General features: G+C 68.4%; 24 protein-coding genes. 9 read left to right on the top strand and 15 right to left on the bottom strand.

The window, feature by feature from the left end; genetic code table 11:
- Positions 1 to 1,299 carry an MATE family efflux transporter gene (locus tag I5803_RS07080; RefSeq protein WP_196988489.1) on the bottom strand — a complete coding sequence of 433 codons (1,299 nt, stop codon included), beginning with the start codon at positions 1,297 to 1,299 and terminating at the stop codon, positions 1 to 3.
- A 206-nt stretch (positions 1,300 to 1,505) separates the two neighbouring features.
- On the opposite strand from I5803_RS07080, the gene I5803_RS07075 reads away from it, so the two are divergent.
- Complete coding sequence (locus I5803_RS07075; RefSeq protein ID WP_196985672.1) at positions 1,506 to 1,967, top strand: RcnB family protein; 462 nt, start codon at positions 1,506 to 1,508, stop codon at positions 1,965 to 1,967.
- A gap of 9 nt (positions 1,968 to 1,976) precedes the next feature.
- Here I5803_RS07075 and I5803_RS07070 read toward each other — a convergent pair whose 3' ends face one another.
- The 3 genes from I5803_RS07070 to I5803_RS07060 all read right to left on the bottom strand — a co-directional run bounded on the left by I5803_RS07070 (position 1,977) and on the right by I5803_RS07060 (position 3,729).
- Entirely contained in the window at positions 1,977 to 2,300 is a 324-nt protein-coding gene (locus I5803_RS07070) for a hypothetical protein (protein WP_196985671.1), read from the bottom strand.
- 17 nt (positions 2,301 to 2,317) lie between these two features.
- Positions 2,318 to 2,731: an STAS/SEC14 domain-containing protein gene (locus tag I5803_RS07065; protein WP_196985670.1), complete on the bottom strand. Its 414-nt coding sequence runs from the start codon at positions 2,729 to 2,731 to the stop codon at positions 2,318 to 2,320.
- A gap of 62 nt (positions 2,732 to 2,793) precedes the next feature.
- Positions 2,794 to 3,729 carry a dihydrodipicolinate synthase family protein gene (locus tag I5803_RS07060; RefSeq protein ID WP_196985669.1) on the bottom strand — a complete coding sequence of 312 codons (936 nt, stop codon included), beginning with the start codon at positions 3,727 to 3,729 and terminating at the stop codon, positions 2,794 to 2,796.
- A 76-nt stretch (positions 3,730 to 3,805) separates the two neighbouring features.
- Here I5803_RS07060 and I5803_RS07055 point away from each other — a divergent pair, with 76 nt between their 5' ends.
- Entirely contained in the window at positions 3,806 to 4,114 is a 309-nt protein-coding gene (locus I5803_RS07055) for a plasmid stabilization protein (RefSeq protein WP_196985668.1), read from the top strand.
- A 67-nt stretch (positions 4,115 to 4,181) separates the two neighbouring features.
- On the opposite strand, the gene I5803_RS07050 is transcribed toward I5803_RS07055, so the two are convergent.
- Both I5803_RS07050 and I5803_RS07045 read right to left on the bottom strand, forming a co-directional pair.
- On the bottom strand, positions 4,182 to 4,436 hold the full coding sequence (locus I5803_RS07050; protein WP_196985667.1) for a GlsB/YeaQ/YmgE family stress response membrane protein: 255 nt from the start codon (positions 4,434 to 4,436) through the stop codon (positions 4,182 to 4,184).
- A 114-nt stretch (positions 4,437 to 4,550) separates the two neighbouring features.
- Positions 4,551 to 5,489: an EamA family transporter gene (locus I5803_RS07045; protein WP_196985666.1), complete on the bottom strand. Its 939-nt coding sequence runs from the start codon at positions 5,487 to 5,489 to the stop codon at positions 4,551 to 4,553.
- A gap of 78 nt (positions 5,490 to 5,567) precedes the next feature.
- On the opposite strand from I5803_RS07045, the gene I5803_RS07040 reads away from it, so the two are divergent.
- Both I5803_RS07040 and I5803_RS07035 read left to right on the top strand, forming a co-directional pair.
- Positions 5,568 to 6,380 carry a class II aldolase/adducin family protein gene (locus I5803_RS07040; RefSeq protein ID WP_196985665.1) on the top strand — a complete coding sequence of 271 codons (813 nt, stop codon included), beginning with the start codon at positions 5,568 to 5,570 and terminating at the stop codon, positions 6,378 to 6,380.
- 131 nt (positions 6,381 to 6,511) lie between these two features.
- Positions 6,512 to 6,715 carry a hypothetical protein gene (locus tag I5803_RS07035; RefSeq protein WP_196985664.1) on the top strand — a complete coding sequence of 68 codons (204 nt, stop codon included), beginning with the start codon at positions 6,512 to 6,514 and terminating at the stop codon, positions 6,713 to 6,715.
- On the opposite strand, the gene I5803_RS07030 is transcribed toward I5803_RS07035, so the two are convergent.
- The 3 genes from I5803_RS07030 to I5803_RS07020 form a co-directional block, all read right to left on the bottom strand.
- Positions 6,634 to 8,136, bottom strand: coding sequence for a UdgX family uracil-DNA binding protein (locus tag I5803_RS07030; RefSeq protein ID WP_196985663.1), 1,503 nt, complete (start codon positions 8,134 to 8,136; stop codon positions 6,634 to 6,636). The genes I5803_RS07035 and I5803_RS07030 overlap by 82 nt on opposite strands.
- Before the next feature lie 2 nt (positions 8,137 to 8,138).
- Positions 8,139 to 9,398: a putative DNA modification/repair radical SAM protein gene (locus I5803_RS07025; RefSeq protein WP_196985662.1), complete on the bottom strand. Its 1,260-nt coding sequence runs from the start codon at positions 9,396 to 9,398 to the stop codon at positions 8,139 to 8,141.
- Positions 9,399 to 9,470: 72 nt separating this feature from the next.
- Positions 9,471 to 9,854, bottom strand: coding sequence for a cell envelope biogenesis protein TolA (locus I5803_RS07020; protein WP_196985661.1), 384 nt, complete (start codon positions 9,852 to 9,854; stop codon positions 9,471 to 9,473).
- 165 nt (positions 9,855 to 10,019) lie between these two features.
- Here I5803_RS07020 and I5803_RS07015 point away from each other — a divergent pair, with 165 nt between their 5' ends.
- Positions 10,020 to 11,246, top strand: a complete 1,227-nt coding sequence (locus I5803_RS07015) for an acyltransferase family protein (RefSeq protein WP_196985660.1) — start codon at positions 10,020 to 10,022, stop codon at positions 11,244 to 11,246.
- Here the strand turns inward: I5803_RS07015 and I5803_RS07010 are convergent.
- From I5803_RS07010 to I5803_RS06995, 4 genes are all read right to left on the bottom strand, one after another.
- Complete coding sequence (locus I5803_RS07010) at positions 11,239 to 11,445, bottom strand: hypothetical protein (protein WP_196985659.1); 207 nt, start codon at positions 11,443 to 11,445, stop codon at positions 11,239 to 11,241. The genes I5803_RS07015 and I5803_RS07010 overlap by 8 nt on opposite strands.
- A 97-nt stretch (positions 11,446 to 11,542) precedes the next feature.
- Positions 11,543 to 12,559, bottom strand: a complete 1,017-nt coding sequence (locus I5803_RS07005) for an ATP-binding response regulator (protein WP_196985658.1) — start codon at positions 12,557 to 12,559, stop codon at positions 11,543 to 11,545.
- A 5-nt stretch (positions 12,560 to 12,564) separates the two neighbouring features.
- Positions 12,565 to 13,767, bottom strand: a complete 1,203-nt coding sequence (locus I5803_RS07000; protein ID WP_196985657.1) for a cache domain-containing protein — start codon at positions 13,765 to 13,767, stop codon at positions 12,565 to 12,567.
- A gap of 58 nt (positions 13,768 to 13,825) precedes the next feature.
- A complete protein-coding gene (locus tag I5803_RS06995; RefSeq protein WP_196985656.1) occupies positions 13,826 to 14,359 on the bottom strand; it encodes a hypothetical protein in 534 nt (177 codons plus the stop codon).
- 73 nt (positions 14,360 to 14,432) lie between these two features.
- Here I5803_RS06995 and I5803_RS06990 point away from each other — a divergent pair, with 73 nt between their 5' ends.
- Positions 14,433 to 14,864, top strand: coding sequence for a septal ring lytic transglycosylase RlpA family protein (locus I5803_RS06990; protein ID WP_196985655.1), 432 nt, complete (start codon positions 14,433 to 14,435; stop codon positions 14,862 to 14,864).
- Here I5803_RS06990 and I5803_RS22485 read toward each other — a convergent pair.
- Positions 14,836 to 14,991, bottom strand: coding sequence for an RcnB family protein (locus I5803_RS22485; protein ID WP_435520846.1), 156 nt, complete (start codon positions 14,989 to 14,991; stop codon positions 14,836 to 14,838). The genes I5803_RS06990 and I5803_RS22485 overlap by 29 nt on opposite strands.
- An 11-nt stretch (positions 14,992 to 15,002) precedes the next feature.
- On the opposite strand from I5803_RS22485, the gene I5803_RS06980 reads away from it, so the two are divergent.
- The 3 genes from I5803_RS06980 to I5803_RS06970 are packed head-to-tail and all read left to right on the top strand — an operon-like array spanning position 15,003 to position 17,414.
- Entirely contained in the window at positions 15,003 to 15,665 is a 663-nt protein-coding gene (locus I5803_RS06980) for a hypothetical protein (protein WP_196985654.1), read from the top strand.
- A 55-nt stretch (positions 15,666 to 15,720) separates the two neighbouring features.
- Positions 15,721 to 16,656, top strand: a complete 936-nt coding sequence (locus tag I5803_RS06975) for an ABC transporter ATP-binding protein (RefSeq protein WP_196985653.1) — start codon at positions 15,721 to 15,723, stop codon at positions 16,654 to 16,656.
- Complete coding sequence (locus I5803_RS06970; protein ID WP_196985652.1) at positions 16,653 to 17,414, top strand: ABC transporter permease; 762 nt, start codon at positions 16,653 to 16,655, stop codon at positions 17,412 to 17,414. The genes I5803_RS06975 and I5803_RS06970 overlap by 4 nt, the downstream gene beginning before the upstream one ends.
- Here the strand turns inward: I5803_RS06970 and I5803_RS06965 are convergent.
- Entirely contained in the window at positions 17,404 to 18,321 is a 918-nt protein-coding gene (locus tag I5803_RS06965) for a LysR family transcriptional regulator (protein WP_196985651.1), read from the bottom strand. The two genes, I5803_RS06970 and I5803_RS06965, sit on opposite strands and share 11 nt — an antisense overlap.
- Positions 18,322 to 18,379 lie beyond the last annotated feature (58 nt).

Here is an 18,379-nt window from a genome sequence, read left to right as displayed (position 1 = left end):
TCACACCAGGCGCTCGATCTTCTTCTTGCGCCACACGAGGTTGTAGTACGCCGACTGGAACGCCAGCATCGCGACGAAGGCGATCGGGTAGGCCATCCAGACGCCGTTCAGGCCGAAGCGATGGCTGAGCAGCCAGGCGGACGGAAGTTCGATCAGCGCGATGCACAGCACCGAGATGCCCGTGGGCACGAGCACCGACCCGCTGGCGCGCATCACGCCACTCAGCACCGATGCGAACCCGAACACGACGCAGCCCCACAGCATGATGTGCAGCAGCGTCTGCGCGATCTCGATCACCGGCGCGCTCGTGACGAACGCGCCCACGAGGTAGCGCGAGAAAAGGTAGCCCAGCACGACCAGCGTGCCGGTGATGACCACGTTCAGCTTCAGCCCCATGCGCGCGATGGCGCCCAGGCGGTCCGCGTGCCCCGCGCCGATGGCCTGCGCCCCGAGGATCGACGCCGTGATGGCGATCGACATCGCGGGAAACTGCACGTAGTTCACGACCTGATTCACGGCACCGTACGCCGCGGTGGCGTCGGAGCCGAAGCCGTTGACAAGCCAGAGCAGCACGATTTCCGCGACGGACAGCACGATCATCTGCACGCCCGTCGGAAGCCCGATCCGCATGACCAGCCGCAGCAGGCGGGGATTCAACCGCAACGCGCGCAGCAGCTCCATGTCGGGCGCGAGCGGGTGGTGGCGCCTGCGCATGATCCACGCGAGGAACAGCAGCGCCGCCACGAAGGCGATGATGGAGGCGACAGCGGCGCTCGTCACACCCAGCCGGGGCAGGCCCCACCAGCCCTGGATGAAGGCGGGCGTCATGATGCACGACACCGAGGTCGACAGCAGCAGCGCATAGAGCGGCGTGAGCGTGTCGCCCACGCCGCGCATCAGCTGCGTGAGCAGGATGAAGACGAGCAGGCCGGGCATCGCGAGCATCATCGTTCGCGCATAGCCCACCGCGATCGGCATGATGTCCGGCGGTGTCTTCAACAGGCGCAGCATCGCCTCGGTGAAGGTGCCCCCGAACAGCGCCACTAGCAATCCGAGCAGCAGGCCCAGCGACAGCGCCGTGCCGGCGATGGCTTTCACCTTGTGCGGCTCCTTCGCGCCCCAGGCCTGGCCGATCAGCACGGACGCGCCCGCGCCGACCCCGATCACCAGCGAGATGAAGAAGAACACGATGGGGAAGATGCCGGACGCGGCGGCGAGCGCCTGCGTGCCCAGCAGCTGGCCGACGAACACGCTGTTGATCGTCCCGGAGAGCGACTGCAGGATGTTGGCCACGAGCATGGGGCCGAGGAAAGCCAGGAAACTGCGCCAGAGCGGACGCGGCGCGGGTGCGGGGGAATCATTCACGACGCGAAGCGTACAGGATGCGGCTCTGCAGCGAGGTACATGTCGATACCAGGCTTTGCACTGCCGCTACCCCACCATTGCACGGGCGACACCTGGGCGGCGCACGATGAAGTCCTAGCAAAGTCGAAAGGGAGTTCATCATGAAATCGACCGTCATCGCCAGTACAGTTTTCGCAGCCGCAGCGCTGGGCTTTTCGTCGCTCGCGCTCGCGCAGGACCATGGTCGCGCCGATCGCCACGAGCATCGGGGCCAGGCGCAGCGCCAGTGGCAGCAGCCGCAACACCAGCAGCCGCAGTACCGCCAGCCGCAGTACCAGCAGCGGCAGTACCAGCCCCAGTACCAGCATCCGCAGTACCAGCAGCGCTCCTACGCGCCGCAAGCCCAGTGGCGCGGCCAATGGGCCGGGCACGGGTCCTACCGGCGCGGCGACGTCCTGCCGTGGCAATACCGCCAGCGTGCGTACTACGTGAACGACTGGCGTGAGCGCCAGCTCTACGCGCCGCCGTACGGCTACCAGTGGGTGCGCGACGACGCGGGGGATTACCTGCTCGTGGCGCTGGCCACGGGGATCATCGCCAACCTGCTCATCAACTCGTATTGACGGGGTTGCTCAGAACGGGCCGGGCAGCGCGCGGAAGCCGACCCAGGCGGCACCGATCACCGCGTTGACCGACACGGTCAGCGCGCTCGGGATATAGAAGATCGCCGAGAGCGCGGGCTCCTGCAGCAGCATCTCGATCACGATGCCCAGGCCGTAGAGCAGGGCGCCGCACCACAGCCAGCGGCGCATGTAGGTCAGCAGCCAGTGCGACCGCTCCTTGTTGTACCGCCACGCCGCGGCGCGTTCGAGCATGCTCCCGCGGCTCGCGTCCTTGAACAGCCAGCCGAAGAAGAAGTACCGGTAGAGCAGAGTGCCGAAAGCAAGCTGGTGCATGGCAGCTCCGCGTGGCGCTACAGGCCCGAATCGAGTTGGGAGAAGTCGCTCGCGCCCTGCATTTCGACCACGGGGGTGACCGTGAGCCAGATGAGCGCCTCCTGGCGGGACGAGAACACGCGCAGCCGCATGCCTGCTTCCTGCGCGGCGCTCTCGCTCTTGCGGGTGAGGCGCTCGGGCGGCACGACGGAAGCGATCTTGTCGATGTGCTGCAGGTCGCGCGCGACCAGTTCGCCCAGGAAGATCTGCTCGGCCGGCGCGAGCTCGCCTTCGACGCCGCGCAGGTCCACGAGCACCTTGCGGTCCGACCAGAACGCGGTGTCTTCGCGCAGGCGCTCGATGAGCTCGACGAAGCTCTTGATGTCCGCCGGTCCCTGGACGGCGACCTGGACATACTGCGTGAAGCGGGTGATGGAAACAGCAAATCCCATGGCGCCAGTTTGCCACGGTGGGCGCCGTTCGTGGGGCAACTCGTGCCGACCGGCGCTGTGCGCTAGTTCACGAAGGCCGCGCGGCGGTCGTGGCGCGCGAGGCGTTGCAGCAGGTGGTCCACTTCGGTGCGCGCGGCGGCCGTCAGGACGGCCGCAGGCTTGCGTTGCGCGGCGCTCGACAGCAGGCCGCGGCGCATCATGATGTACTTCCGTACAGCCAGGCCGACGCCCGGCTGCTGCTCGTAGCGCAGCAAGGGAAGGTGCGCGTCGAAGAGGTCGTGCGCTTCCTCGCGCTGCCCGGAGGCGGAAAGCCGTACGACATCGCACAGCATGTCCGGGAAGGCATAGCCCGTGTTGGCGCCGTCCGCCCCGCGCTCCATCTCGTAATCCAGGAACAGGCCGCCGTTGCCGCAGAGGATGGAGATGTGGCGCATCGTGCCTTCGCGTTCCCAGCCGCGCAGGGTGCTGATCTTCTCCAGCCCCGGCCAGTCTTCATGCTTGAGCATCACGCACGAGGGCACCTCCTGGACGATGCGGCGCACGACGGCGGGTGTCATCTGCACCGTGAACGTGAGGGGATAGTCCTGCAGCACGAACGGGACGTCCGCGCCGATCGCTTCGGCCGCCTGCTTGTAGTAGCCGACGATCTGCTCGTCGGTGCGCAAGGTGTTGGGCGGGGCAATCATCACGCCGGCCGCACCCGCGTCCATCACGTCGCGCGTCAGCGCGCGCATGGCTGCGAAGCCGGGCGCCGATACGCCCACGACCACCGGCAGGTTCGACGCGCGCCGGATCATGCGCGTCGCGATGTCCACCGACTCCGCGTGTTCGAGTTTGGGCGCCTCGCCCAGCTGGCCGAGGACCGTGATGCCCGTCGCCCCGCAGGCGAGGTAGAAGTCGGTGAGCTTGTCGATCGACGCGGTGTCGATGGCGCCATCCTCGAGGAAGGGCGTGGGCGCGATGGGCATCACCCCGCGAATGTCGGATGTCAGCTTCATGGGGAAATTTCCTACGCGAAGGCCGGGGAGGCGGGTTCTAGATTCGGGGAATCCTCATCTTAATTGGAGAAATGCCATGCCACGTGGAGACAAATCCGCCTACACCGACAAGCAGAAGCGCCAGGCCGAGCACATCGAGAAAGGCTACGAAAAGCGGGGCGTCGGGGCGAAGGAAGCCGAAGCCCGCGCGTGGGCCACGGTGAACAAGGAAACCGGCGGCGGCAAGAAGAGCGGCTCCGGCCGCGGCAAAGCGATGGACACGAGCCCGTCGAAGAAGGGCGGCAAGGCCGGCGGCCGTGCATCGGCATCGCGTTCGGCGGAAGAGCGTTCCGCCTCCGCGAAGAAAGCCGCCGCCACGCGCAAGCGCAACGCGGCCTCCCGCTGAAGCCGCCTGTCGCGGCGACAAAAAAAATGTGGCGCCCCGGGGCGCCACATTGCATTGGCGCCCGTCCTCAGATACGGCGGCGGCCGCGCACCAGGCCGTAGATGACCAGCAGCACCATCGCGCCGATCACCGAGGCGATCCAGCCGGCGGGCTCGTTGGCGTTGTACAGGCCGAGCGCCGAGCCGGCATAGCGCGCGAGGAAGGCGCCGGCGATGCCGAGCAGCGTGGTCAGGATGAGGCCCATGCGGTCGTCGCCCGGCTTCAGGGCGCGCGCAAGAAGGCCGACGATGAAGCCGACGACGATGGTTCCGATGATGGACATGCTGGTAACTCCCTACAGTTGAAATATGGGGGTCATCGTGGCCGAGGACCCGGCAGGGCCGTGTAGGTAGCCGCTGTCTCCGCGCGTACGAACGCGGCTCATGCGCGATGGGCGTCAGATCTGCGCGCAGAGGGCGATGACGCCCGCGAGGACGAGGAGCAGGCCGGCCTGCTCGAGCCGCGAGAGTTTCTCCTTGAGGAACCTGCGCGAGACGAGGTAGCTGAACACCACCTCGACCATGCCGAGCGCGCGCACGTTCGCCGCCGTCGTGAGCGCGAAGGCCGTGAACCACCCGATGGACGCGAGCGCCCCCGCGAGTCCGGCGATCACCGAGACGCGCCATGCACGCGCCGTGGCCCGCAGGGCGTCGGGCGATTTCACCGCGAGCCAGCCGCCCAGCACCAGCGTCTGCGCGGCCTGCGCCCACAGCACGCCCCATGCGCCGATCAACCAGGGCGATACGCCCGGCAGCTGCAGCGCGGCACCGCGGTAGCCCACCGCGGAAAACGCGAACCCCGCGCCCGAGGCCAGGCCCAGGAGCGCCGCGAGGCCGCCGAACGCGCGCACTTCTCCTGCGGGCGAGGCGCCCGGTTTTTGCGGCAGGGAAAGCATCACGACCCCCGCGGTGGCCAGGCCGATCGCGAGCATCGTCAGCCAGCCGGGCAACTCCGCCAGGAATACCGCGCCGAAGAGGGCGACCTGCAGCGCATCGGTCTTGGAGTACGCGACGCCGATCACGAAGTTGCGCTGCTTCATCGCCGCCAGCATGAACGCGGTGGCCGCGAGCTGGCCCATGGCGCCCAGCATCAGCCAGCCGAAGTAGGCGGCGCCGAAGCGCGGGATCGCCGCGGCCGTCGCCGGCAGCGCATGCAGCACGGCGACCCAGATCGCCGCGAAGGGCAGGCCGTACTGGAAGCGGGCGAGCGTGGCCCCGAGCGTGCCCGCCTGCGCCACCAGCGAGCGCTGGGCGGCATTGCGCGCGGTCTGCGCGAGCGATGCCCACAGGACGATGGGAATCCACGCGTAAGACAGGAACGAAGCGGTGGCGGCCATGCGAGGGGATTGTCCGGGATCGCCACCCGGTCCGCCCCCTTGGATTTACGATGGCGGCCTGAGCCAAAGGAGCACGCCATGCTGGACAAGGTGAAACGCGAGTCGATCTACCAGCCGGAGCAGCCGGGGTTGAAATTCCCGGAGGTGCCGGTGTTCGATACCCCGGCACTGGAGCGCCGGCACCGGCAGGAGCGCCTTGTCGCCGCATGCCGCGCCTTCGCGCTCGAGGGCCTCGACTACGGATTCGCCGGCCATCTCACCGTGCGCGACCCCGAGCGGCCCCACCTGTACTGGACCAACCCGATGGCGGTGCATTTCGCGCAGGTGAACCTCTCCAACCTGATCCTCGTGGACCACGCCGGGAAGGTGGTGGAGGGCGACTACGCTGTGAACCGCGCAGGCTTCGTGCTGCACGCGGCGGTGCACGAGGCGCACCCGGACATCGTCGCCATGTGCCACGCGCACACCGTCTACGGGGTTGCGTTCGCGGCGCTCGGCAAGAAGCTGGAGCCGATCACGCAGGACGCGGCGGTGTTCTACGAGGACCACGTCGTCATCACCGCCGAAGGCGGCAAGGTGGCGGTGGAGGAGGGCGCGGGCCTGAAGATCGCCGACTGGTTCAAGGGCGTCAAGGCGGCGATCCACCAGAACCACGGCCTGCTCACCTGCAGCCGCCACAGCATCGAGGCGGCGGCCTTCTGGTTCATCGCGCTGGAACGCTGCTGCCGCCAGCAATTGATGATCGACGCCACGGGCATCGCGCCCAAGCTCGTGCCGCCCGACAAGGCGCGCTACAGCCGCGAGCACGTGGGCAGCGAATACATCGGGTGGCTGCATTTCCAGCCGATCTGGGGCCGGCTCGTGCAGACGCAGCCGGACATGTTCGACTGATTCGCGGACGATCGACGGGCCCGGAGAACGGGCCTTGCCGTCCTGCGGCTGAGGGCCCCTGGCGGCGTGGTCCTACGCATCGGCGTGTTGCAGCCTTCTAGGATCGTTTCCATCCAATACAAGGGGTTGCAATGTCCGCCGAAAAAGATTCGATGTCGCAGGTCTGGGCCGACCGCTTCGACGACCGTGACGATGAAGAGCTGCAGCGCGAAATGTGGGCGCGCAGCCTGGCCGCGCGCGAGAAGGCGATGGCTCAGCCGTTCAAGAATTTCTCGTTCGACGACCTGAAGCCCTCCACCGAGCGCGAAGGCCCGAGCGTCGCTTCCGAGAAATAAAGCGCGGCCGCGAGGCCGAGATCGCCGGTAAAAGTCGTTAACGCCGCCTCCTGCTCATCCGCGGGCATGCGAAGCAGCGCCGACGGGTGAAGGGTCACCAGCACCCGCAGGCCATCGGCCCGCGCGTGCCAGCCGCCGCGCTCGCTCATGACCGCCACCGGCCGCTGCAATAACGAGCGCGCCGCCGTCGCACCGAGCGCCACGATGGCGCGCGGCTGCACGAGCGCGATCTCCCGCTCCAGCCAGTGCGCGCAAGCCGCGGCTTCCGCCTGCGAGGGCGTCTTGTGGATGCGCCGCTTGCCGCGCACCTCGTATTTGAAGTGTCGTACCGCGTTGGTGAGGAATACCTGCTCCCGCGAAAGACCTGCCTGCGCCAGTGCGCGCATCAGCAATTGCCCGGCAGGTCCCACGAAGGGCCGGCCGCGCAGGTCTTCCTGGTCGCCGGGCTGCTCGCCCACCAGCATCACGCCGCCGCGCTGCGGTCCTTCGCCGGGCACGCCCTGCGTCGCCAGCGCTCCGATGGGGCATTCGCGGCAGCGCTGCACCGCGTCGCGCAGGCCCTCGAGCGTGGTCTCGGGAGCCGCGGGCGCGGGTGTCGGCCGGGCGATCGCCCGGATCGTCCGCCGGGCTTGCGTCGGCGCGCTCTCCACCATCGTGCCGCTGCGCGCGAGCGCCCCGGCGACCAGCGGTGAAATCGATTCCGCCTCCGGCAGGTTGCGCCAGTACTTGCGCGGCATCTCCTTTTGCATCATCGCGATCTTGAGGCGCGCGGGATTGAAGATGCTGCGGTAATACGTGAGCCAGAGTTGCTCGCCCGCGTCGGCCGCCGGTGCATCCGCGCGCCTCGCGCCGGGCTGGAATCGCAATGCCTTCCCGTCCCACGCGACGCAGCGCAGCGGCGTGAGGATCGCCCAGTGCATGTTGGTGAAGCGCCGCATGAACCACGGTGCGTTCGCCTCGACGATGTGGTGCTCGGGCTCGAACCACGCGACGTGCAACACGCCGCCCGGCGCGCCGGCATCGGGCACCTCGCGAAAGCGAAGGAACGCATGCATCTTGTGGATGTCGCGCCGCACCGCCCGTGCCATGTCGCGTGCCCGCATCATGTCGGCGTCGAGCGGGTCGTCGCGCAGCGCGGGCTCGCTCGCGAGCCGCCACAGCAGCCGGTAGAGCAGGGCGAACCGCTGCGGGTCGCGGTGCAGCACCACCGTCTTGCAGAGCTCGAGAAAGGAGGCGGGCACGGCGACGCCCGGCTGCGCGGCCGCCGGCGCAAGGGGGGAATCGTCGCCTGCGAAAAGGTCGCCATCCGCATCCCCGGTGACCCACTGGACATCCTCGGGCGCGACGCCCCGCGACAGCAGGGTCCGGGCCTGCGAGCGAAAGCCCTCGAAATCCGTCTCGCCCGACAGCCTCGCCTGCATGACTAGAACAATGCGGCCTGGGCGGGCAGGGCCTTGGCGGGGACGCTCGCCACCGCGGCGCCGCGCGGGCGGTGGTCCGCGAGCACCACGAAGGGCAGCACCCTGCGCATCGTGACGTGCAGGCGTTTAAGGTCGTCCGCGCGCAGGCGGCGGCCGCGCCGCGCGAGCAGCACACGGTCCACGGCCTTCACGCCCAGGCCCGGAACGCGCAGCAGCATTTCCCGGGGAGCCGTGTTGAGATCCACCGGGAAACGCTCCGGATGCGCGAGCGCCCATGCGTGTTTCGGGTCGACGTCCAGCGAGAGCATGCCGTCGCCCGCCCCCGCGATCTCGCCCGCGTGGAAGCCGTAGAAGCGCATCAGCCAGTCCGCCTGGTACAGCCGGTGCTCGCGCACCAGCGGCGGCGCCTTCAACGGCAGCGAAGACGACGCGTCGGGGATGGGGCTGAAGGCCGAGTAGTACACCCGCTTGAGTCGATAACCGCCGTAGAGCTGCGAACTGGTCGAGAGGATCGCGGCGTCGCTCGCGGCGTCCGCGCCCACGATCATCTGCGTGCTCTGCCCGGCGGCGGCGAAGCTGCGCGGCTTCGCGCGCGTGGGCGCCACGCCTGCCAGCGAGGCCACGGGCTGGCGCGCGTGATCGGCGGCTTCGGCCTTCGCGTCGTCGATGTGCACGCGCAGGCGTGCCATCGACCGCTTGATCGCGGCGCTGTCCTTTTCCGGCGCGAGGGCGGCCAGGCCTTCCTCGGTCGGCAGTTCGATATTGATGGAAAGCCTGTCCGCATAGCGCCCGGCACGCTGCAGCAGTTCGGGGGAGGCGTCGGGGATCGTCTTGAGGTGGATGTAGCCGCGGAAGTCGTGGTCTTCGCGCAGGCACCGCGCGACTTCCACCACCTGCTCCATCGTGTAGTCGGCGCTGCGGATGATGCCGCTGGAGAGGAACAGCCCCTCGATGCAGTTGCGGCGGTAGAAGTCGAGCGTGAGATGCACCACCTCCTCGATGGAGAAGCGCGCGCGGGGCACGTTGCTCGTCACGCGGTTGACGCAGTACAGGCAGTCGTACTGGCAGAAGTTCGTGAGGAGGATCTTGAGCAGCGAGATGCACCGGCCATCGGGTGCGTAGCTGTGGCAGATGCCCATGCCCTCGTTGGAGCCCACGCCCCTGCCGTCGACGGAGTTGCGCTTGACCCCGCCGCTGGAGGCGCAGGACGCGTCGTACTTCGCCGCGTCCGCGAGAATGGCCAACTTCGAATTCAGATCCACTGGATGAATGTACAGCATCCAGGGCATGAAAAAGCCCGCCGAAGCGGGCTTTTACGTGTGAAGCCGGAAGGCTTACTTCTTGGCGGCGTCGGCCTTGGCTTCAGCCTTGTCGCTCTTGGCGTTGGCGCCGGCGACAGCCTTGTCCTTGGTGGCGGTGGCTTGAGCCTTGGCTTCCTTGGCCTTGGCATCGGCAGCGGCCTTTTCAGCCTTCTTCTTGGCGGCGGCTTCCTTCTTGGCGGCAGCAGCTTCGGCCTTGGCCTTCTTCTTGTCGGCCTTGGCTTGGGCCTTGGCGGCCTTTTCGTCAGCCTTGGCGTCGGCCTTGACTTCCTTGCTCACGGCAGCGGAAGCGGCGGGCTTGGCGGCGGAGGCGCCGGCCATGGGGGCGCCGGTGTGCGAAGCCGCGAAGGAGGAAGCGGCGAAGAAGGTAGCGGCCAGGACGGCGAGGAGCTTGTTCATGAGAGTCTTTCCGAGGGATGGTGGATTAAAAAGCTGCCCTATCCCGGGCTGCCCAACCACAACGCCGGATGAGGCGGAAGGGTTGACGCAGCCATCGCGCGGCTCGCGTTTTCCCTTAAAAGCCCGACAATCGCGCGGGGGAGCGCAGCAAGGAGGGGATCACACATGTCAGTCTCGACGGCTGTAATGGGCGCACCCGCCCTGGCGGCGACGGCGCCCGCCGGGCAGGGGGAGCGCCTGCACGCGCTGGACAGCCTGCGCGCCACCGCCATGCTCCTGGGCATCGTGCTCCACGGGGCCGCATCCCTGACCACCATTCCCATCCCATGGCCGGTGCACGACGTGTCGCGCAGCCGGGCCTTCGACGGCATGCTGGGGGCCATCCATGGCTTCCGGATGCAGCTGTTCTTCCTGCTGGCCGGGTTTTTCGCGCACCTTGTCTGGCGTCGCATGGGCACGCGGGCCTTCCTGCGGCAGCGCGCGCTGCGCATCGGCGTCCCCTTCCTGGCCGGGCTGTTCGTGGTGATGCCGCTGGTGATCGCGGTCAGCATGTGGGCCGACGCGCGGACCGCGTCGGGTTTCATGAAGTCCGCACCGGCGAATCCCACGCTGCTGGACTTCCCGACGGGCCCCTTCTGGTTCCTCGAGATCCTGCTCGTGCTCTATGCGGTGGCGATGGGTATCGCCTGGTGGGGCCGGTTCGCCGCGGTCGAGGCATTCCTTCCCGGGCTGGACGCCGCCTTCGACGCGCTCATGCGCACGCCGATCAAGCCGCTGCTGCTGGCGATCCCCACGTTCGCGCTGCTCTGGTTCGGGCCGCGTATCCCGGAGATCGACGAAGCCGGCATGCGGCTCGTCCCGCGATGGATCGCCGTCGCCTACTACGGACTCTTTTTCGCCGCGGGCTGGTGGCTGCACCGCCGCGTCCACCTGATGGAGACGCTCGACCGCTGGCTCGTGCCGTACTTCCTGCTTTCGCTGGGCGCCTGGCTGGCGTTGGGATTGGGGCTGCGCGCGTCGATGCTGCCGGAATACGCCGGGCACCGCCTCGCGGCGAAGGCCCTCGCGCTGGCCGGCGCGTCCATCTATGCCTGGAGCATGACATTCGCGGTGACGGGCCTCTTCCTGCGCGTCGCGTCCGGACACAGGCCCTGGATGCGCTACATGGCCGACGCGTCCTACTGGTGGTACGTGGTGCACCTGCCGCTGGTGATCGCGCTGCAGGCGTGGATGTTCGACTGGCCGGTGAACGGCTGGCTGAAGCTTCTCCTCATCCTGGCCATCGCCTCCGCGGCGCTCGCGTCGAGCTACCACGTCCTCGTGCGGTACACGTGGATCGGCCGCATCCTCAACGGCCCGCGCGAGCGGCCCCGCGCACGAATCGCTAGCTGAGCTTGATGTGCCCTTCCTTCACGTAGCGATCGTATTCGTCGCGCGTGATGGCGGTGGACAGCGCGTCGTCCCCGGCCGTCCAGCCGATGGTGACGCTGTCGTCGGCGACCTCGATGTCCACGGGCCCCGGCGGGATCGGCATGGTCACGCCGTCCCCGGCCCGAAAGCAGACTTCCCCGCGAATGATGGCGTGTTGCATGGCGACTCCTGGTGTGCGCAAGCCTCCATTCCAGCGCTGCCGCCGCCGCCGCGATGTCAGCCAACGTCGCCAATGGGTGCGGGAAGCCGGGCTCGCGCTAGCGCGAGCCGCCCTTGGCGTATTTCGCGACGAGGTCGAGCAATTCCGAAGGAGACACGGGCTTGGTGAGGTGTGCGTCGAAGCCGGCCGCCCTGGATGCCGCGCGATCCGTCGCCTGGCCGTAGCCCGTGAGGGCCACCAGATAGCCGCTGTACAGCGTCGGCGGCGCCTTGAGCAGCCCCGCCAGCTCGTAGCCGCTCATGCCGGGCAGCCCGATGTCGAGGATCGCGAGGTCGGGCCGGAATCCCGCCACGGCCTCGATCGCGGCCTGCGGCGTGTAGGCGACCCGCACCGTGTAGCCGCTCATCTCCAGCAGCGTCGCACAGGTGTCGGCGGCATCCTCGTTGTCGTCGACGACCAGCACGCGACCCTCTCCATGCGCATCCGGGGCCGGCGGTGCCGCGTCGGCGCCCGCTGGCGGCTCGCACAAGGGCAGGCGCACGGTGAGGCATGCGCCGTAGCCGGGGCCGTCGCTGGCCGCGGACACCGTTCCCCCATGCATCTCGACCAGGCTGCGCACGATGGGCAGGCCGAGCCCGAGCCCGCCCTGCGCGCGGTCGGAGCTCTGCGGCGCCTGGTAGAACAGCTCGAAGATCCTGTCGATCTCCTCACCGGAGATCCCGATGCCGCGGTCGCTCACGTCCACCTGCACGCTCCCCTCGAGCACCGCGGCCTCGACGCGGATGCTGCGGCCCGAAGGCGTGAACTTGATCGCGTTCACGAGCAGGTTGTTGAAGACCTGCACCAGCCGCACCTCGTCGCCTGAAACCCACGCGCCCTGCGTGCCCTCGCCCAGCACCAGCGACAGTTCGCGGTCGTGCAGCGAGGGCCGGATCGTCTCCACCACCTGCGTGAGCACCTGCGCGATGCGTACCGGCTGCTTGTGGATCGTGAGGCGCTTGCCCGTGATGCGCGAGATGTCCAGGAGGTCGTCGACCAGCCGTGTCACGTGCACGAGCTGGCGTTCGATGATGTGCCGCTCCTGCTCGGTCGTCCGGTCGCCCTTGATCGCCATGATCTTCACCGCGTTGGAAATCGGCGCGAGCGGGTTGCGCAGCTCGTGGCCGAGGACGCGAGGAACTGGTCCTTGCTGCGGTTCGCGTCTTCCGCCATTCGCAGCGCGTCGGCCGCCTGCGCGGAGAGCTTGTCGCGTTCGAGCCGGGCCCTGTCGCGCTCGACGGCCGCGTCTTTCAGCGCAACCGCCACGTCGTCGAGCTCCACGATCTCCAGCGGAGGCAGCTGCACGGGGTCGCCGCGGCCCAGCGCCGCCGCGCCGGCCTTCAGCGCGTCGATGGGTTCCAGCACGCGGCGCGAAAGCACCCAGGCCAGCAGCGACGAGAGCGCGAGCGAGGCGGCCAGGCCGAGGGCGACGGCGCGCAGGAGCGCGAGCAGGCCTTCATTGGCTTCGTCGACCGAGGTGCCGACGACCACGACCCAGTCCGAGCCGGGCAGGCGCGTGAAACCCGTGTAGTTGTCCGTCCCTTCGCGCGTGAGGGTGCGCCCGACACCCTGGCGCTCCCCGCGATCGAGGAGGGCCTGGAGCGACGGCGTGGGCCGCGGAGACGTGGTCTCGACGGACCGCGCCACGCGGCGGTTGCCCTGGTCGAACACCGACGCGATGGTATTGGGCGGAATCCCCTGGCGCCGGAGCACCGAGGAGATCGCGTCGGCGGGCACCACGGCACTGATCACATAGACCAGCTTGCCGCTGCGCAGCACGGGCACGCGCACGCTGAACGCATTGGCGTGCCCGGCCGGCGATTCGACGATGCGCGAGACGACGGGCTGCAGCGTCTTCAATGCGCGCGCCATGCTCTCCGGCTCGACCGGGGCGGGGCGCGAAGCACCGAAAGGCTCGCTGGTGCGCATCAACACGCGTCCCTCGCCGTCGCTGAGCGTGATCTGGCGCCAGCCGAGCTCGTCCGAGCTGCGGATGGCCGACAGGTAGAAGCCGCGCAAGTCCGCGGTCTCCAGCTCTTCCGAATGCCCGAGATGGTCGAGCAGCACCTCGATGGAGCGCAGTTCCGAGGCGACCGCGGTACCCAGGGCGCGCGACAGCGCGAGCACCGAGCGTTGCGCCTGCTCGCGCCGCTCCTCGACCAGGTGGTCCAGGCCCCAGGCGAGGACCAGCACGAGCGGCACCAGCCCGCTCGCGGCCAGCAGCAACAGCCGCATGCGCAGCGGCCGCGCACGCGATTGCAGGCTGGGTGCGGGTGCATTCATCACAGGCAATGTATAGCAGGGGTGTACTCATCCGCGCCGTGGGCGGGCGCGTGCCGGCTCAGTCCGCTTCGGCGAGGCGCTGCACCGAGCCGGAGGCGACGACCGCATTGCCCACCATGCACTGGAAGCGCGTTCCCACCGGCAGGCGCGGCAGCGCGTGCGCGGGCCGCAGCAACTGGAGCTGCACGTCCCGCGAACCGGCGCCGGACGACAGCAACTGCGCCCAGGGAGTGGCGGCGCGCGCCGTGAACCCCTCCTGCCCGACCACGAGCGTGCACAGCGCGAGACCGGCCGGCAGGGACGCGATCCGCTCCGCCTGTCCGGCTGCGCTCTCCAGCCGCGCGACGAGATTCGCTTCGAACGCCGCCGCTTCCTCGAACGCGACCACGCGCGCCGCGCGCCAGGGCATCCTGCGAACGGCGAAGGCGACGAGATTGCCGATGGCGGGCAGCCACAGCACCAGCATGAGCGTGCCGATGTCGCGGGCGAGGGACGGGTTGGGAGCCGAGTAGCGAATGACCGCGCCGATCGCGGCAAGGCTGAGCAGGACGCCCATCACGATCTGGCGGCGCGGGGAATCGACGTACTTCATGCGTGCCGCATCCTACCGCCGCTGGCGCTGCCGTCGGACGCGCCGGGGCCGGCTCTTCGGCCAGAATGCTTCCATGCTGACCCGAACCCTGCTCGCCGCTTGCATCGCGCTCTCGTGCGCGGCGCCGGCGTTCGCGCAGGCGGCGGATTCCGTGCAGCCTCCGCTGAAACCGGGCAAGCACAGCCACACCCGCAAGCAGGTGGGCAAGGCGTCCTATTACGCGCACAAGTTCGCGGGCCGCAAGATGGCCGACGGCACGCGCATGGACCCGCACAGCGACAACGCCGCGAGCAAGACCCTGCCGCTCGGGACCCGCGCCCGCGTCACGAACCTCGACACCGGCGACAGCGCCGAAGTCACGATCCGCGACCGCGGCCCGCACGTGCGCGGCCGCATCATCGACGTGTCGCCCGCCACCGCGCAGGAGATCGGGCTCACGAAGCAGCGCGGCGTCGCGCGCGTGGAGGTCGTGCCGCTTACTGATTCAGCAGCAGCTGGGCGATGATGCCGGTCGCGATCGCGACGAGCACGTAGACGCCGCCGACCTGCACCCACTGGTGGCCGCGCGGCGGCGCGTTCAGTTCCCCATGACGGTCGCGGCGCGCCCACGCCGTGCCCGCCGCGCATCGCATAGCATGCGTGCATGGCCGATCCGCGCCGGGCTCCCGGTTACCTCCTGCTCTTCGCCGCCGCGCTCGTGGTGGCGGGATGGTTCGCGTATGACCGCTATGTCGCGCCGCATTCCGCCGTGGGCACCAGCGTGCTGGGCTCCGGCATCCCGGTCGTCATGCGCAGCCCGGGCGGCTTGCTGGAGATATCGACCGTCACCGTGTACGAGCGCTTCCGCCGCACCGACACGAAGGACATGCTGGGCATCCCGCTGGGCACTACGGTCTCCATCATCCAGGTGCCCGTCACCTACCGCTATCACATCGAGATGGCGAAGGAGTGGCCCATCTACCTGAATGGCAAGACGGCGCTGGTGCGCGCGGGCGAGGTGCACCCGTCGCTGCCCGTGGCCATCGACACCTCGAAGATGGAGAAGTTCACCCAGAGCGGCTGGGCGCGCTTCAACAAGGACGAAAACCTCGAGTTGCTCGAAAAGTCGATCACCCCGCAATTGCAGCTTCGCGCCGAGCTCCCGGCGGTCCGGCAGCTCGCGATGGACGCGGGCCGCCAGACGGTGCGCGAGTTCGTGACGACCTGGCTGCTCAAGGAGCAGGGCTGGAAGCAGGGCGACGGCGGCAAGGTGATCGTGCTCTTTCCGGGCGAGCCGGTGCCGCGCGCCGGCGCGGACCCGGGCTGAGCCGCGGGCAGCTCCGCAGCGCCGCGGGCGGATTTCAGTTACGCTTCGCGCCCACATGCCCGACGCGATCCTCACCATCGACCAGGTCTCCAAGACCTACGCCACCGGCTTTTCCGCACTCAAGAACGTCAGCCTGCAGATTCGCCGCGGGGAAATCTTCGCGCTGCTCGGGCCCAACGGCGCGGGCAAGACCACGCTCATCAGCATCGTGTGCGGCATCGTCAACGCGTCCTCGGGCAAGATCACCGTGGACGGCCACGACATCCTGGCGGACTACCGCGCGGCGCGATCGCTGATCGGCCTCGTGCCGCAGGAGCTCACCACCGACGCCTTCGAGACGGTGTGGAACACCACCACCTTCAGCCGCGGCCTGTTCGGCAAGCCGAAGAACCCCGCGCACATCGAGAAGGTGCTGCGCGAGCTCTCGCTCTGGGACAAGAAGGACAACCAGATCCGCCAGCTGTCCGGCGGCATGAAGCGCCGGTTGCTGATCGCGAAGGCGCTTTCGCACGAACCGCAGCTGCTGTTCCTCGACGAGCCCACCGCGGGCGTGGACGTGACGCTGCGCCAGGAGATGTGGGCGCTCGTGCACCAGCTGCGCGAATCGGGCGTGACGATCATCCTCACCACGCACTACATCGACGAGGCCGAGCAGATGGCCGACCGCATCGGCGTGATCAACAAGGGCGAGATCATCCTCGTGGAAGACAAGCATGAACTGATGCGCAAGCTCGGCAAGAAGCAACTGACGCTGCAGCTCGCGCATCCGCTGCAGCAGGTGCCCGGCGCGCTCGCGGCGTATCCGCTGCAGCTCGGTGCGAACGGCAACGAGCTCACCTACACCTACGACGCCAAGGGCGACCACGCCGGCATCGCGAAACTGCTGCAGGACCTGGAGGAGGCCGGCGTCGCCTACAAGGACCTCAAGACCAGCCAGAGCTCGCTCGAAGACATCTTCGTGAGCCTGGTGCATGGCGGGGAGCACGCATGAACCTCTACGCCGTCCGCGCGATCTACCGGTTCGAAATGGCGCGCACCTTCCGCACGCTGGTGCAGAGCATCGTCTCGCCGGTGGTCTCCACCTCGCTGTATTTCGTCGTCTTCGGCTCGGCCATCGGCTCGCGCATCCCGGAGGTCGGCGGCGTGAGTTACGGTGCGTTCATCGTGCCGGGGCTGGTGATGCTGTCGCTGCTCACGCAGAGCATCAGCAATGCATCGTTCGGCATCTACTTCCCGAAGTTCACAGGGACCATCTACGAGCTGCTGTCGGCGCCGGTGTCCACGCTGGAACTCGTGATCGCCTACGTCGGCGCCGCCGCGACGAAGTCCGTGATGCTCGGCATCATCATCCTTGCGACCGCCGCGCTCTTCGTGCCGCTCAAGATCATGCACCCCGGCTTCATGTTGCTGTTCCTCGCGCTCACCGCGCTCACCTTCAGCCTGCTCGGGTTCATCATCGGCATCTGGGCGGACGGCTTCGAGAAGCTGCAGTTCATCCCGACGCTCATCATCACGCCGCTCACCTTCCTGGGCGGCAGCTTCTATTCCATCGACATGCTGCCGGCGTTCTGGCAGAAGGTGACGCTCTTCAACCCGGTCGTGTACCTGATCAGCGGCTTTCGCTGGAGCTTCTACGGCGTGTCGGACGTGAGCGTCGGCGTGAGCCTGGTGATGACGCTGGTCTTCATGGGCCTGTGCCTGGCGGGCGTGGCCTGGATCTTCAAGACGGGCTACCGGCTCAAGAGTTGAGCGCGCTGCCCGCCCTTGCGGCGGACGCGAGAAATTTCACCGCGACCTCCGCCATCGGCGAATGGCTGCGCCCCAGCAGGGAAACGATCCCCATTTCGTTGTAGAGCGCAGGCAGCCCGCGCAGCGACAGCGCGTGCAGGCGGCCGGCCTTCACCTCCTCCTGGACGGCGGGATCGGTGGAGGCCAGCACGGTATCGCTTGTCAGCGCGACCCGCTTGAGCAGGTGCACGTCGTCGCATTCGAGCACGACGGGCAAGGCGGCGTCCGTGGCCAGCCCGAGCAATTGGCAAACGACCGCTTTCATCTCGTTGGGCAGCCTGACACTCGCGAGGCCGTACGCGGCCATCGCGGCGGGCTTCAGGTTCCTGCGCGCCAGGAGCGGATGGCCGGTGCGCACGTAGAAGCGGCCGCGCTGCCGTCCGATGCTCTTGATCGCGAGGTCCCCGTCGCGCGGCACGTCCCGGATGTCCGCCACGAAGAAATCGATTTCCTCGACGCGCAGGTGCTCCGCGAGGTACTTCCAGTTGTTCACCTCGACCCGCACCTGCACGGCCGGGTGCTTCGCGCGCAATTCGCGCATCAGCGGCTCGAGCAGCGTCGCCGCGGGGAAGGGGCCGACCCCGAAGGAAATGTTGCCGAGCTGCCTGCCGCGGAACAGGCCGATGTCGCGCTGCAGGCAATGGTTGTCGAACAGCAGCTTGCGCGCACGCTCGACCACGAAGGTGCCGGCAGCCGTGGGCCTCACCTGCAAGGGACCCCGCTCGAACAGGAGCAGGCCGAGCTCCGCTTCCGCCGCCTGCACGCTGCGGCTGAAGGCCGGTTGCGTCACGTGGACGCGCTCGGCGGCGCGGCCGAAATTGCGTTCCTCCTCCAGCGCCACGAGGTGCGACATCCGTCTCAGGTCCATGGGGCCTCCTGCGAAGACAATGCTTTGAAGGCATTGATTATCGGATCAGAATGCATTG

The sequence above is a fragment of the Caenimonas aquaedulcis genome (assembly GCF_015831345.1).
GTDB lineage: Bacteria > Pseudomonadota > Gammaproteobacteria > Burkholderiales > Burkholderiaceae_C > Ramlibacter > Ramlibacter aquaedulcis.
The sequence above is the reverse complement of the archived record's forward strand: the minus strand, read 5'-3'. Positions and strand labels throughout refer to the sequence as shown.